Here is a 13,032-nt window from a genome sequence, read left to right as displayed (position 1 = left end):
GGTCACTCCTGGGTGAGGGCGTCGACGATGGCGAGCAGCGCGGCGGTGTCGGCGACCCCGCCGATCACGATGATCTTCAGCGAGGCCCTGACCTCGTCGTAGACGGTCTCGACCCGGAGCCTGCCCTCGCCACTGCCGGTGTTGGCGGCGGCGATCAGCGCGTTGGAGAGGCGATCGGTCTGCTGCCGGCTGATCGCGTCGACCTGGACGACACTGGAGACCTCGACCGCCCGATGCCGCCGTACCGTCTCGGGGACCACGGGCTGTCCGGTGAAGGCTTCCAGGTCCTCGCGGGTGATGCGATATTGCTTGCCGATGCGGACGGCCTTCAGCTTCCCGTCCCGGACGTAGTTCCGCACCGTCTTGACGTGAAGGCCGAGCAGATTCGCGACCTGTTCGACCGAATATGGCTGCATCTTCCCCATTATAGGGAACGATAGGGAATGTCGGCGCCGTTAGCGAGAAGGCGACGAGCACCGCCTCGCTTAGGACGAACGGCGGTCAGCAGAGACCTGGCTGCCCCTGGTAGAGGTCCATCCAGCCGAAGATCCAGCGGATGAAGGCGTTGAACAGTAGCTCGTGATCAGCCGCATCCCCCCATGATCGGTGGTGCCATTGGAACCCTTCATGAGCGAGGGGCAGACCAAGGAGCCCGGGTCCCCTACGCACGGCACCGAGGCTGGCGGCAGCGACGGTCGCGGTGGTTTCGCAGGTCTCCTGGTGAAACGACTTCCGTCTTTCTGCTGACCGATTCGGCCTCGATCTCAGTGGAACCGCGCACTAGATGGCACCCGTCACGGCGAACACGGCCAGGGCGCGAAGCCGGCGCTCAGGCCAAGCCGTCCTTGTCGATCGCAGCGGGCCAGACAACAGCCGAATCGGAAGGAAGCACCTTGGCGGGATGGCGCAGTCCAGATGGACAAGCAGTCGGGCCGGAAATTACATGCGGCTTCCTCCCCTCACCCGGCCGCAACAAGGAACCAGCCAATCAAGCGGGGAGATCAGCGACTTGGCAGAGGAGCTAGTCGTAGCCATCTTCAGCAAACACGACCAAGCTGGGAGAACCAGCGGTCGAACCATCAGTCGGACCGCGAGAACCACCGGTCCAGCCGAGAAACCAGACGTGACCATCCTCAGCAAACGCGACCGAGCTGGGGGGGAACCGGCGGCCAAACCATCAGCTAGACCGCGAGAACCACCGGTCCGGCCGAAGAACCAGACATGACCATTTTCCAGCAAACACGACCGAGCTGAGAACGCCAGCGGTCGATCCATCAGCTAGGCCGTGAGAACCAGCGGTCCGCCCGAGAAACCAGACGTGGCCGTCTCCCCCGAATGCGTCTGCGCCGGGGAGAGCCAGCGACTGAGTCAGCAGCTGAGCCGGGAGAACCAGCGCGTGGCCGACGTAACCTAAGACTGAGCGTCCTCGTCGAAAGCGACCGAGCTGGGAGAAACAGCAGGCAATCAGGGGCTCGGCCGATGAACCAGATGCCATCTTCCCCTTGAGCGTGATCGCGTGTACCTGCGCCTCTGTGAGCTCCGTATGCAGGAAAGCCGATCAGCGCCCTCTCAGATATGCCAGCACGGCCAACACCCGGCGGTGGTCGTCTTCGGCCGGGGGCAGGTCGAGCTTGGCGAGGATGCTGGCGATGTGCTTGGCGACCGCCGCCTCGGTGACCACCAACGCGCGCGCGATGGCCGCGTTGGAGCGCCCTTCGGCCACCAGGCCCAGCACTTCGAGTTCGCGCGGGGTCAGCCGGGCCAGCGGTTCGCGGCGGCGGCTGATCAGTTGCCGCACTACCTCGGGATCGACGACCGTGTGCCCCTCGGCGACGCGTTCGACCGCTTCGACGAACTCGCGTACCTCGCCGATGCGGTCTTTCAGCAGGTAACCGATGCCGACGCCACCGCCGGAGTCGAGCAGTTCGGCGGCGTAGGTCTGTTCGACGTACTGGCTGAGCACCAGGACGGCCAGGCGGGGACGGGCGGCGCGCAGGGTGAGCGCGGCCCGCAGACCCTCGTCGGAGAAGCCGGGCGGCATGCGCGCGTCGGTGACGACGATGTCGGGTTCGTGGACGTTCGCGGCTTCGATGAGCGCGTCACCGTCGCCGACCGCGGCGACGACCTCGTGGCCGAACCGGTCGAGAAGCCCGGCGAGCCCTTCACGCAGCAACACGACGTCTTCGGCCAGCGCTACCCGGAGACGGGGCACACGACCTCCCCTTCACGATCTTCACTCGGGCGACCTGGAGAACCGAGAACCCGCTGGGAGAACCCTCGTAGACGGAACAACGGATCTCTGCCAGCGCTACACAGAATCGCCGGCGTCTCGTCTTGCGGAACTCGTCCACCGACTGACGAGAGAAGCGCCATTCCACCTCGCTTCGTCGACTACCCCCTCCCAGGTCATCGGGGGCATCACAAATGATCTCATCCGAAATCTCCCGCTAGACCCGGCATCGCCATCGGAACTATCCGGGCACCGGACACGGGATCTCCACTCGTAACAAGGTCGGGCCACCATGCGGACTGGAGACGGTCATCACGCCGTCGGTGACCGCGACGCGGTCGGCCAGGCCCGCCAGGCCCGAGCCCGCCGCCGGGTCGGCGCCGCCCACTCCGTCGTCGCGGACCTCCAGGATCAGGGCGCCCTCGTGGAGACGGCCGTACACGACGCCCTGTCGGGCGCCGCTGTGTTTGGCGATGTTCGCCATCGCCTCCGAGACGACGTAGTAGGCGGCGGTCTCGATCGGCGCGGGCAAGCGCCCAGGGAGCAAGACGTCGACGTCGACCGGGACCGGCGACCGGCCCGCCACGTCTTCGACCGCAGCACCGAGCCCCCGGTCGGTGAGGACCTGCGGGTGGATGCCCCGGATCAGTTCGCGCAGCTCGGCCAGCACACGTTTGGCCTCCTCATGGGCCTCGGCGACCTGGGTCTCGGCGGGCGAACCGGGTGGCAGGTCGAGGCGGGCGAGGCCGAGTTTCATGCTGAGGGACACCAGCCGCTGCTGGGCGCCGTCGTGGAGGTCGCGCTCGATGCGGCGGCGTTCGGCCTCGAACGCGTCGACGAGCCGGGCCCGGGAGCGGATGATCTCGGCCTCCCCCGGCGCGATGACCGCCCGCGCGATCATGGCCCGGGTGCCTGCCCAGGCCGCCAGCATGTAGGCCGACAGCGGCACCAGCAGCACCCCGCCGATGGCCAGGGGCAGACCGTCGGCCCAGTGCAGGCTCGGCTGGAACGGCGCCGACATCAGCAGCACCGGCAACCAGAACGCGGACGAGACGAGCCCGAGGTCCATCCAGCACAACACCGACAACGCAACGACCGTGAACCCCAGATCACGCCAGGTCGCCTGCTCCCGCACCCGGGTGTCAAGCCAGGCCCGCACCCCCGCTTTCGGTGGCCGCACATGCGGGTCATCCGCGGGCATGCGGTCGACCAGCCGCATCCGCAGCCGCTCGAACGCCGCCGCCGGCAACGACAGCACGATTAGGACGAGCAGCGCGGCCGCGAAGGCCGTGCCGGTGCCGAAGACGTAGGCGGTGTAGACGAGGAGGCACACGATCACGGCGTAGACGGCGCTGCACAATAGATATGCGAGCGCGCGCCACGGCCACGACGAGCACAGGAACGCCAGTGGCCGACGCGTCATCGCGGACATGACGGTTCTGGTCAGCACGCCCCGACCGTAGCCGATCGATCCGGGCCTGCACGGTAGTGCCAGGACTACCATCGCTTCTCGCCGCAGCACCAATGTGCCTGCATGGGCGGGTCGGCTTCGCTTGACGCCATGAAGGTTCACTTGAAAGCGGTACGCCGCACCTACGGAATGGTGGCCGCGCTCGACGGGGTGACGGCCGGCTTCGAGGCGGGCACCCTGACGGCGATCATGGGCCCGTCGGGGTCGGGGAAGTCGACGCTGCTGCACTGCGCGGCCGGCCTCGACCGACCGACCGAGGGAACGGTCATCGTCGACGGCACCGACCTCGGCACGCTGAACGAACACGGCCTGACCGTGCTGCGGCGCGAGCGGATCGGGTTCGTTTTCCAGGCGTTCAACCTGGTCTCCGCGCTGACCGCGGAGCAGAACGTCGCGCTGCCGTTACGTCTCGCCGGGCGTCCCGCCGCCCCCGCGTCGGTTCGCCAGGCGCTGGCGGAAGTCGGCTTGGCCGACAGGGCCGGTCATCGGCCGAACGGCTTGTCGGGCGGCGAGCAGCAGCGGGTGGCGATCGCCCGGGCACTGATCACCAGGCCCGCCGTGGTGTTCGCCGACGAACCGACCGGCCAGCTCGACAGCGAGACCTCACGCCAGGTGCTCGGCATGCTGCGCGGCCTGGTCGACGACCACGGCCAGACGATGATCGTGGTGACCCACGACCCGGTGACCGCGTCCTACGCCGACCGGGTGATCTTCCTGGAAGACGGTCGCATCGTCGACGAGTTGAGCGGCGCGCTGACGGCCGAGACCGTCGCCGCCCGGATGGCGGGATCATGCTGAGCTTCGCGACGGTGAGAGAACGGTGGCACTCGTTCGCCGGCGGCTTCGTCGTGCTGTTCCTCGGCATGGCGCTGGTGTCGATGAGCGTCTTAGCGCTGGCCTCGGCGCGGCCGAGGGTGCCCGACCGGCTGGCGGGCGCGCCGGTGTTCGTGTCGGCTCCGAGAGCGGAGCGGGCAGAGGGCAGCTTCGCCCCCGACCGCCCATGGTCACCCGAGACGGTCACGTCGCTGCTCGGCAGGCTGTCCGCGATCCCCGGAGTGGCACAGGCCGTCCCCGAACGCACCTTCTACGCCCAGCCGATCCTCGACGGTCGACCGGTGCCATCCGAGCGAGGTTACGCCTGGTCCACGGCGATGCTGGCCCCCTACCGGCTGATTGCGGGCACCGCACCGCGTAACGGCGAGGTGGTCGTCGACCGGTCGCTGGGGCTGGCGCCAGGGACACGGGTGTCCGTGCTGACGGCACCCGGTCCGGTGACCTACACGGTGTCCGGCACGGTCGACGGGCCCGGGGTCTTCCTGGACGACGCCGAAGCGGCCTCTCTCTCAGCGGGGGTGCGCGCGATCGGCCTGGTCGTCGAGCCGGGAGCCAACGTCGCCGCGATCGCGAAATCCGCGACTGTCATTTCCGCCGCTACGGAAGAGATCTCCGCCACTACGGAAGACAAGGCGGGCACCCCTTCGGAGGGCAGCGTATCGGGGCAGGAGCCTGCATTCGCAGGGTCCCCGACAGCCGACGCCACGATGCCACCGACGTCGGTCACCCCGTCGCAGAAGGTCGGCGACGTTCTCACCGGAGACGACCGGAGCGTGCTGGAATCCCGTGACGACGAGCGGACCCGCTGGATCGGCATGCAGGTCCTCACCGGCATGTTCGTCCTGTCGGCCCTCGTGTCCGTACTGGTGGTGGGGTCGACGTTCGCCGTCGGAGTGGCGCAGCGCCGCAGGGAGTTCGGGCTGCTGCGGGCCGTCGGTGCGACGCCGCGTCAGGTGCGGGCCATGGTCTACGGCGAGGCGCTCGTCGTCGGGGTCGCCGCGACGGCGGCGGGCGTGGCGGCCGGCGCGTTGCTCGCCCCCATGCTGGGCGGGGTCCTGGTCGATGTCGGGTTCGAGCCGGCGGGGTTCACGGTCGGTCTGTCACTGCTCCCGCTGGCGGGGTCGTTCGCAGGTGGGGTGGTTCTGACACTGGTGGCGGTCTGGTCGGCGTCGAGACGAGCGGCGCGGGTGAGTCCGCTGGAGGCGCTCCGCGAGGCCGACGTGGACAACCGGCCGATGCCGCGCCTGCGATGGATCACCGGGCTGGCCTTATGCGCGCTGGGCGTGGCCTCGGCGGTGAGCTCCGACTCTGAGGGCGCGTTCGTGATGTCGGGTCTGGTCGCCGCAGTCGGTGTGATCGCCGGTCTGGCGCTGCTGTCTCCCGTGGTGGTCCCGCCGGTGGCGCGGTTGGCGTCGTGGCCGTTCACCCGTGGACGTGGGGCGGTCGGGATGCTCGTCCGGGAGAACGCCCGGTCCTCGGTGCGCCGGACCGCCGCCACGGCCACGCCGGTGCTGGTCACTGTGGGATGCGCGGTGCTGATCACGGGCATGGTGCAGACGACAGCCGCCGGTTTCGCGGCGGTCCGCGCCACCACGATCCGCGCCAACGCGGTTATCGTGCCCGATGGCACCCCTGGCCTGACCGATGCGTCGGGTGGCGACTCGTCCTTGTTCAGTGCGGTGTTCGAGGCGAACGGCGACCCGCTGAGCGTCTTGGGGGCTACGCCGGAATTGCTGGAGAAGGCCGGGGATACCTCGGGTCCGCTCGATGTGCTCCGTCCTGACGACCGGATCCTGCTCGCCGACTGGCTCGCGGAGGAGCGGGGGCTGCGGCCGGGCGCGGTGCTGCCGGTGTCGTTCGAAGACGGCACGTCGGCACGGCTGACCGTCGCCGGCACCGTGGAGAACGCGGACGCCGACGCGCTCGTGTCCCGGGATCTGCTGAGGAGGCACGACCCGGCAGTGCTCGCGGACGAGGCCTACGTCGTCGGCGCCGCCGCCGACCCCGGTCCGGGGGCGCGGGTGGTGGACGTGGCGACCTACGCTGCCGAGGCCGACGCCGAGGAAGACCGGCTGGTGTGGATCGCGACGCTGCTGCTGGTCGTGGTGTCCACTGCTTACGCGGCTGTGGCGATCGTGAACACGATGGTGATGTCGGCCGCCGGCCGGGGACGCGACCTGGAGGTGCTGCGGCTGTCGGGGGCGACCCCTCGGCAGGTGCGCGGGACCGTCGCGGCGGAGTCGGGCCTCGTGGTGCTGCTCGGCGCCGGGTTAGGACTGGTGGTGGCGTTGCCCGCGCTGTTCGGCATCCGCGGCGCGTTCGCTGAGGCCATGAATGCGGAAGTCCCGCTGGTCATCCCGTGGCCGTTCATCGGAGGGCTGATCGCGGTCTGCCTGGTGCTGGCCGCCGGGTCGGCGGTGCTCGCGGCCACGACGAAAGTCGGGCATTGAGCGGCCGTTGTCGCATCGTCAGAGAGAAGGGTCTGTGGCCAAGCTCGGCACGATCGACGTCGCCACCGCTGCCGCTCCTGGTCCGTCGACTCGCATCGTTCGAGTCGGCAGTGGGCCTCGGGCTGCTCATAAGGCCACGCGGGTGCCAATCTCGATCTGCTGGCGCGCTTCGCTCTGGCCTTTCTCGACCAGGGGCGGGGACGGCGGACCGCGCGGCATCCGGTGGACGGCACCACCCGGCGAAGTTGCATGGGTCATCGTGGTCGTCTCAGTCCTGGTCGGACCTGATCGCGGGGCGCGACGATCGCGGCGCTGTGCAACCCGGCCATGTCTGGCTCATCTCACATGCCCGGGGCGTGTTCGGGCACTGCTCCCTGTCGCCTGTCGTCCTACGGCCCGATTCGGTCGATCTGAGTGGGACGTCCTGCTGGGCTCGCCCGTCCATGCCAGGGCCCTCTGGGGGATGGTGATCCATCATCGGCGGGAACTCGCACGATTGGGAGGCCCACATGGCGAGCGAGGCCCGTCTCTGGGCCGAACACGCCAGGTGCGGAAGCCATCGCCCGTCGGACGCACAACCTTCGTGGTGATGGGTTCTCAGCGTGCATGTGCGGGCGCTCGAGCTCTGCCCCGAATCAGCGGGCGGCAACGATCATCTGCGAGAGGACCTGGGTGATGTGATCGGAATGCCTGGCCTGCGGCAGCCGACTCCCGCCGAGGTCGGCCGGCTTATCGAGGAGCTGGATCCGGTGGGCATGCAGGGGAGATTGACGGAGAAGCTCGGGTGCGAGGTGCCCCCGCCTGGCCTCCGGGTGGAGCGGCCGCCGGGTTGTTCAGAGCGTCCGACCCACGCCCGCAAGCCCGCCCTGAACCGACGGGGAGGTGTCGATCACCCAGGCGCCGAAGGAGGGGCTTACGGTCGAGGACCGCAACTCGTGACCGCTAGAGCCAGAGTGATACCTGCGCCGATACCCGTATTGACGGCCAGCGCGGCACGCCAACTCACCGGGCCTGCTGTCCGTTCCCAGGTCCACGTAGCGGCGCTGAAGGTCGGCGCCGATGACTGCAGCGGAGCCGACGGCGCTCGGGCGCGCCTGATCCGCTGGCCACCTTTAACCGGTGACATGGACGAATGTCCGCCAGTTCCCCGTTGACGCGTCGGGGCCGGGCTGGGATTTAGTGGGCAATCCTGCGCTGGCTACCGAATGCGCACTCGGCTTTTGAGGCAGGTCAGGCAGTGTTGAACTACGACGTTGCCGATGCGCTCGGTGTCCTGCCAGTTGTGACGGAAGTGGAACCACCGTCGTCGACGTTCACGTTTCATAAGTGATCGCTTGCGAACTCTCTAGCGCCTGTGCGGACATCAAGGGGAGCTGGTTCAGACCTCGTCGATGCTCCGCGAATGCCAGGTGCCGTGATGGCATGAGAGAGCCGTCTCCGAACTGGAGGGAGCAGGGAGGTTCCCTGCTTGCTATCCGAAATGTCGCGATCGAATGATCTTCGAAGCGGACATTACGTCACAGGTCGGCGCGTGACAAGATCACCTAGGCGCTGACTTCATCTGTCGAAAATACTACGCTCTGAATTGTCAATGTTCACACACGGTAAGCATCCGAACGCACTGAACTAGTGTATTCACCTGACCAGTGGCGCACCGTCGCGATCGAGGTTGGAGATATGCCGTCTGTCACGATGGGTGATTGTTTAAGTCTTTTCTGTTTCTCGTGAGTGCCTATGCATGAGCGCACGAGGCGCAGCCGAATACAACACGGAGAACAAGCGCCAAGGGCCGCCAGCGAGTGATGCGGTTCAGCCGTTGGCACGGTCGGAGCGAGACTTGCGAGCCAATGTGTATGGGGGCAGGCGGGCGTTGGCTAACTACGTGCACTCATGAGATCGAGTGGGCAGCCAGCCGTCGCGTGTGGGTGCGCGGGCTTGCGAGTGTTGCCGGTCCAGGTGTGGGACGTGGCGGTTGAGACCTCATGGCGGATGAACTCATCGCTTTCCACCTGGTGCTGTAGCCCGTGCAGTTCACCCTGGTGCAGGGACCGGTGCAGCCACGCCGTCCGAATTTCGGCGCCCTGGCCATTGACCGATGTGTCGGCCGGGTCGGCCTCAATGCTGTTGGGACGTTGGGACGTTGGGACGTCGGGACGTCGGGACGTCGGGACGGCAGGGCTTCAGGACGGCGGGGCGTCGCGGCTTCGGGGCGTCGCGGCTTCGGGGCGTCGCGGCTTCGGGGCGTCGCGGCTTCGGGGCGTCGCGGCTTCGGGGCGTCGCGGCTTCGGGGCGTCGCGGCTTCGGGGCGTCGCGGCTTCGGGGCAGGATGTCGAAGCGGCAAGATGCCGAGGCGGCAGGACAGCAGGACAGCAGGACGGTGGGAAGGCAGTTGGCGGCGGGTGATTGCACGGGCGGCAGTCCGGCTTGGGCCAGAGTCACTTGATAGTCCGTCTGGTCGAGAGTGTGCCCAGTAGCCGGCCGTCGGCGGCCGGGACGAAACTGAGATCGCTCAACCACCTGCAGACTAGAGGTCGCCGTCGCGCGCGGTCATGGCAGCTCGAACGCCCAGATCAGTGCGGGACCTCATGCGCGCCTCCCAACGGTCAAGGCCGCGCGTCGAGCATCCTGGCCAAGGTCGGCTTCACATCGAAATGCACCCTCGGCCAAACCCTCCCTACCCTCTCGGGCGGTGAGCACCCGCACGGCCGTGAAAGGCGGCACTTACGTCAACGACAAAACTGGGCTGTTCCTCCGCGAGACGGGCCGGTCAACGCACCGCCTCGATGAGGATGCGCTGCGAGTGGGCCACGAACGGGCCGTGCCGCTCGATGAAGTCGTGCAGCGTCTCCAGGCGGTCACGGTAGGCATCAACGGTGAACCCCGGGACCGTCCAGACGACCTTGCGCAGGAACACCACGACGGCCGCGATGTCGAAGAACTCCATCCGCAGCGCCTCGTGCCGGACGTCGGTCACGTCGAGTCCGGCTCGTTCGGCTGCGGTCACGAGGCCGACGACGTCCACGCCGGAGTGGGTCGTCAGCGGGTCGTGGGGGCGGCGGCCGCCGGTGACCTGGCCCATCATGAACTCGGTCAGTTCGCGTACCGTGCCCGAGCCGACGTGCTGGGCCAGGTAGCGGCCGCCGGGGGTGAGGACGCGGGCGATCTCGTCCCAGCGGGTGGTGACTGGGTGGCGGGAGACTACGAGATCGAAGTGCGCGTCGGGGAAGGGCAGGTCGGCGTCGTCGGGAATGTGGGCGACGGCTTCGCCGAGCCGGCGACGGGCGAGGGCGAGGTTGGGCTCCCACGATTCGGTCGCGGCCACCACCGGTGGCAGGGCCGGCACCGACGCCAGCACCTCGCCTCCGCCGGTCTGCACGTCGAGCAGCGCCTTCGCCGAAGCGGCGCGGTCGGCGAGCAGGCGCGAATAGCCCCACGAGGGCCGCTGCTCGGTGGCCCGGCCGTCGAACCAGGAGAAGTCCCACCCTTCGACGGGAACGGCCAGGCCTTCTGCCAGACGATCGGAGAACATGCCGTCCACCCTGCCGGTCGCGATGCGGCATTCCCACCGATTTATCGGGCTCATGTACACCAGAGGTCATGCGGTGCAGAAGTGGACACGCTCGGGTTCTCGGCGATTCTGCGGCCAGCTGCGACGTAGAAACGTATGCGGCTCGCCCCGTGTATCCGGTCGGGGTGTCGTCCAAGACCGGCGGCAGGTTGCCCAATCAGTGCGTCGAACTCCTTGATGCACGCATTCACGTCGTGGCAGGTGACGCGTTCACGCTCGCCGATCTAGGCCACGCCGCCGTCGGCTGCCTTCTCATAAGCGGTGATCACGTCGGCGGGCATCGTCCACGAGGCGGAACACCGTCTGGAGCATCGCCTCGGTCGTATCGGACCTGCCCAACCAACGCCGGACGCGGTCTGCTCACGAGAAGCGCGCGATCAGCATGACACCCTGTCCACATCTCGGTCGCCGTAGAGGGGCGTTAGCGCTCCCCGTCCTCAACCGCCGTGAACTCTAGTGCCGGTGTCACCGCCGAGGAAGTCGTCCTCCGACACGTCGAGCATTCGGTCTCGGCCCCCCTCGACCACCCCGAGCCGCGGCCATGATCTCCGGCAGGTCGCGTTTTCCAGCCGGTCACACCCACCGCCGCAAACCCGATAGGGCCACCAAACGGTCACGTCCAAGATCACCCTGACCTCTCCCGAATGGGTCGTCGGACCATGAAGCGCCATGTGGCCCCACGCTGCGCGACCGAGACTTCACGCAGCCCCGCTGGTCATGCCTGTGATCGTCCCGAGCACTGGTGCCCAACCATGGGCCATCGAAAGCACGTGCCAGGGTCACCATCGAACGGCCCGGTCCACCAAGCCGAAAGTCGCACGCCAAAAACGCCCCCGCCGTCAGTTCACCTCTCCCCCCGAGCCCGTTCCGCCGCGATCCGCTCATCCAGTTCCGGCACCTCGAACACCTCCCGGATCTCCACCCCCTCCTCCCCGTCCTGCGCATAAGGCATCTTCAGCGCCCACCCCACCGCCTCCTCCTTGGAAGCCACCTCGATGATCCAGAACCCCGCGATGACCTCCTTCGTCTCCGTAAACGGCCCGTCGATCACGACGGCCTTCCCCTTCCGGTAAGAGATCCGCGCCCCCCGCGTCATCGGATGCAGCGCCTCCGCCGCGACCAGTACGCCGGCCTCCGTCATGGCCGCGTTGTACGCCCCCATCGCCGAGATCAGTTCGTCGCTGGGCAGCACCCCGGCCTCGCTGGCCTCGCTCCCCCGGCCCATGATCATGAATCGCATCCGCCCAGTCTGGTGGAATGGCCCGGTGACCAACAAGGCGCACCAGGCGGTGGAAGAGGTCTGGCGAGAAGAGGCGGCCCGGGTCGTCGCCGGGCTGGCCCGCCTCACCGGCGACGTCGCCCTGGCGGAGGAACTCGCGCAGGACGCCCTGGTGGCGGCCCTGGAGCAGTGGCCGCGCGACGGCGTGCCGAACAACCCGGGAGCGTGGCTGACCACCGTCGCGAAACGCCGGGCCGTCGACACGTTCCGCCGCCGGGCACGCCACGACGAGAAGCTCGCCGAGCTCGCCCGGACCGTCACCGAGGTGGAAGAGCAGCAGGAATTCGACACCATCGAGGACGACGTCCTGCGGCTGGTCTTCGTCGCCTGCCACCCCGTCCTCACGACCCAGTCGCGGGTCGCGCTGACGTTGCGCCTGCTCGGCGGGCTGAGCACCGACGAGATCGCCCGCGCGTTCCTCACCCCGGAGGCCACGCTGGCGCAGCGGATCTCGCGGGCGAAGAAGACCCTCGCCACGGAGCGGGTCCCCTTCGAGGTGCCGGACCGCGAGGAGCTCTCCGAACGTCTCGAAGCGGTCCTGGAGGTCGTCTACCTGATCTTCAACGAGGGTTACACCGCCACCGCCGGAGACGACTGGATCAGGCCGCACCTGTGCGAGGAGGCCCTGCGGCTGGCCCGGCTCCTGGAGGAGCTGCTCCCCGGCGAGCAGGAGGTCCACGGACTTCGGGCGCTGCTGGAGATCCAGGCGTCCCGGCTCGACGCCCGTACCGACGCCGACGGCGACCCGATCCTGCTGCCGGACCAGGACCGCACGAAGTGGGACCGGGCCCGCATCGCGGCCGGGCTCGCCGCCCTCGACCAGGCCGGGGAGGGGCCCTACGCCCTGCAGGCCGCCATCGCCGCCTGTCACGCGCGGGCCGAGACGGCGGAGGCGACCGACTGGCCGCGTATCGCGGCGCTCTACGAACGGCTCGACCCGTCGCCGGTCGTCGAGCTCAACCGCGCGGTGGCGCTGGCGATGGCCTACGGTCCCGAGGCCGGGCTCGAACTGGTCGACGAGATGGCCGGCGAGCCCGCGTTGCGGAACTACCACCTGCTGCCCAGTGTGCGGGGCGAGCTGCTGGCCCGGCTCGGCCGCGAGGAGGAGGCCCGCGCCGAGTTCCGGCGGGCCGCGGACCTGACGCGTAATGAGCGGGAGAGGGCGCTGCTGCTGGGGCGTGCCGGAGTATCCTGACGATC

The 13,032-nt window shown here is 68.5% G+C and carries 8 protein-coding genes; 3 read left to right on the top strand and 5 right to left on the bottom strand.

Annotation, left to right across the window (positions count from 1 at the left end; all coding sequences use genetic code 11):
- Positions 1-2: 2 nt before the first annotated feature.
- From AW274_RS23650 to AW274_RS23640, 3 genes are all read right to left on the bottom strand, one after another.
- Positions 3-416, bottom strand: a complete 414-nt coding sequence (locus AW274_RS23650; RefSeq protein ID WP_232320304.1) for a helix-turn-helix domain-containing protein — start codon at positions 414-416, stop codon at positions 3-5.
- Between the two features lie 1,142 nt (positions 417-1,558).
- Positions 1,559-2,212, bottom strand: coding sequence for a response regulator (locus AW274_RS23645; RefSeq protein ID WP_062436379.1), 654 nt, complete (start codon positions 2,210-2,212; stop codon positions 1,559-1,561).
- A gap of 259 nt (positions 2,213-2,471) precedes the next feature.
- On the bottom strand, positions 2,472-3,680 hold the full coding sequence (locus AW274_RS23640; RefSeq protein WP_232320302.1) for a sensor histidine kinase: 1,209 nt from the start codon (positions 3,678-3,680) through the stop codon (positions 2,472-2,474).
- A gap of 111 nt (positions 3,681-3,791) precedes the next feature.
- Here AW274_RS23640 and AW274_RS23635 point away from each other — a divergent pair, with 111 nt between their 5' ends.
- On the top strand, positions 3,792-4,499 hold the full coding sequence (locus AW274_RS23635) for an ABC transporter ATP-binding protein (RefSeq protein WP_232320300.1): 708 nt from the start codon (positions 3,792-3,794) through the stop codon (positions 4,497-4,499).
- Positions 4,493-6,985, top strand: a complete 2,493-nt coding sequence (locus tag AW274_RS23630) for an FtsX-like permease family protein (RefSeq protein WP_062436376.1) — start codon at positions 4,493-4,495, stop codon at positions 6,983-6,985. The genes AW274_RS23635 and AW274_RS23630 overlap by 7 nt, the downstream gene beginning before the upstream one ends.
- Before the next feature lie 2,767 nt (positions 6,986-9,752).
- On the opposite strand, the gene AW274_RS23625 is transcribed toward AW274_RS23630, so the two are convergent.
- The gene (locus tag AW274_RS23625; RefSeq protein WP_062437866.1) at positions 9,753-10,514 is read right to left on the bottom strand and encodes a class I SAM-dependent methyltransferase; all 762 of its coding nucleotides are present in this window, start codon (positions 10,512-10,514) and stop codon (positions 9,753-9,755) included.
- A gap of 883 nt (positions 10,515-11,397) precedes the next feature.
- The gene (locus tag AW274_RS23620) at positions 11,398-11,793 is read right to left on the bottom strand and encodes a YciI family protein (protein WP_063813567.1); all 396 of its coding nucleotides are present in this window, start codon (positions 11,791-11,793) and stop codon (positions 11,398-11,400) included.
- A gap of 25 nt (positions 11,794-11,818) precedes the next feature.
- On the opposite strand from AW274_RS23620, the gene AW274_RS23615 reads away from it, so the two are divergent.
- The gene (locus AW274_RS23615) at positions 11,819-13,027 is read left to right on the top strand and encodes an RNA polymerase sigma factor (RefSeq protein WP_232320298.1); all 1,209 of its coding nucleotides are present in this window, start codon (positions 11,819-11,821) and stop codon (positions 13,025-13,027) included.
- Positions 13,028-13,032 lie beyond the last annotated feature (5 nt).

It is taken from the genome of Herbidospora daliensis (genome assembly GCF_001570585.1).
GTDB lineage: Bacteria > Actinomycetota > Actinomycetes > Streptosporangiales > Streptosporangiaceae > Herbidospora > Herbidospora daliensis.
This window is presented reverse-complemented; position numbering and strand designations above follow the sequence as displayed.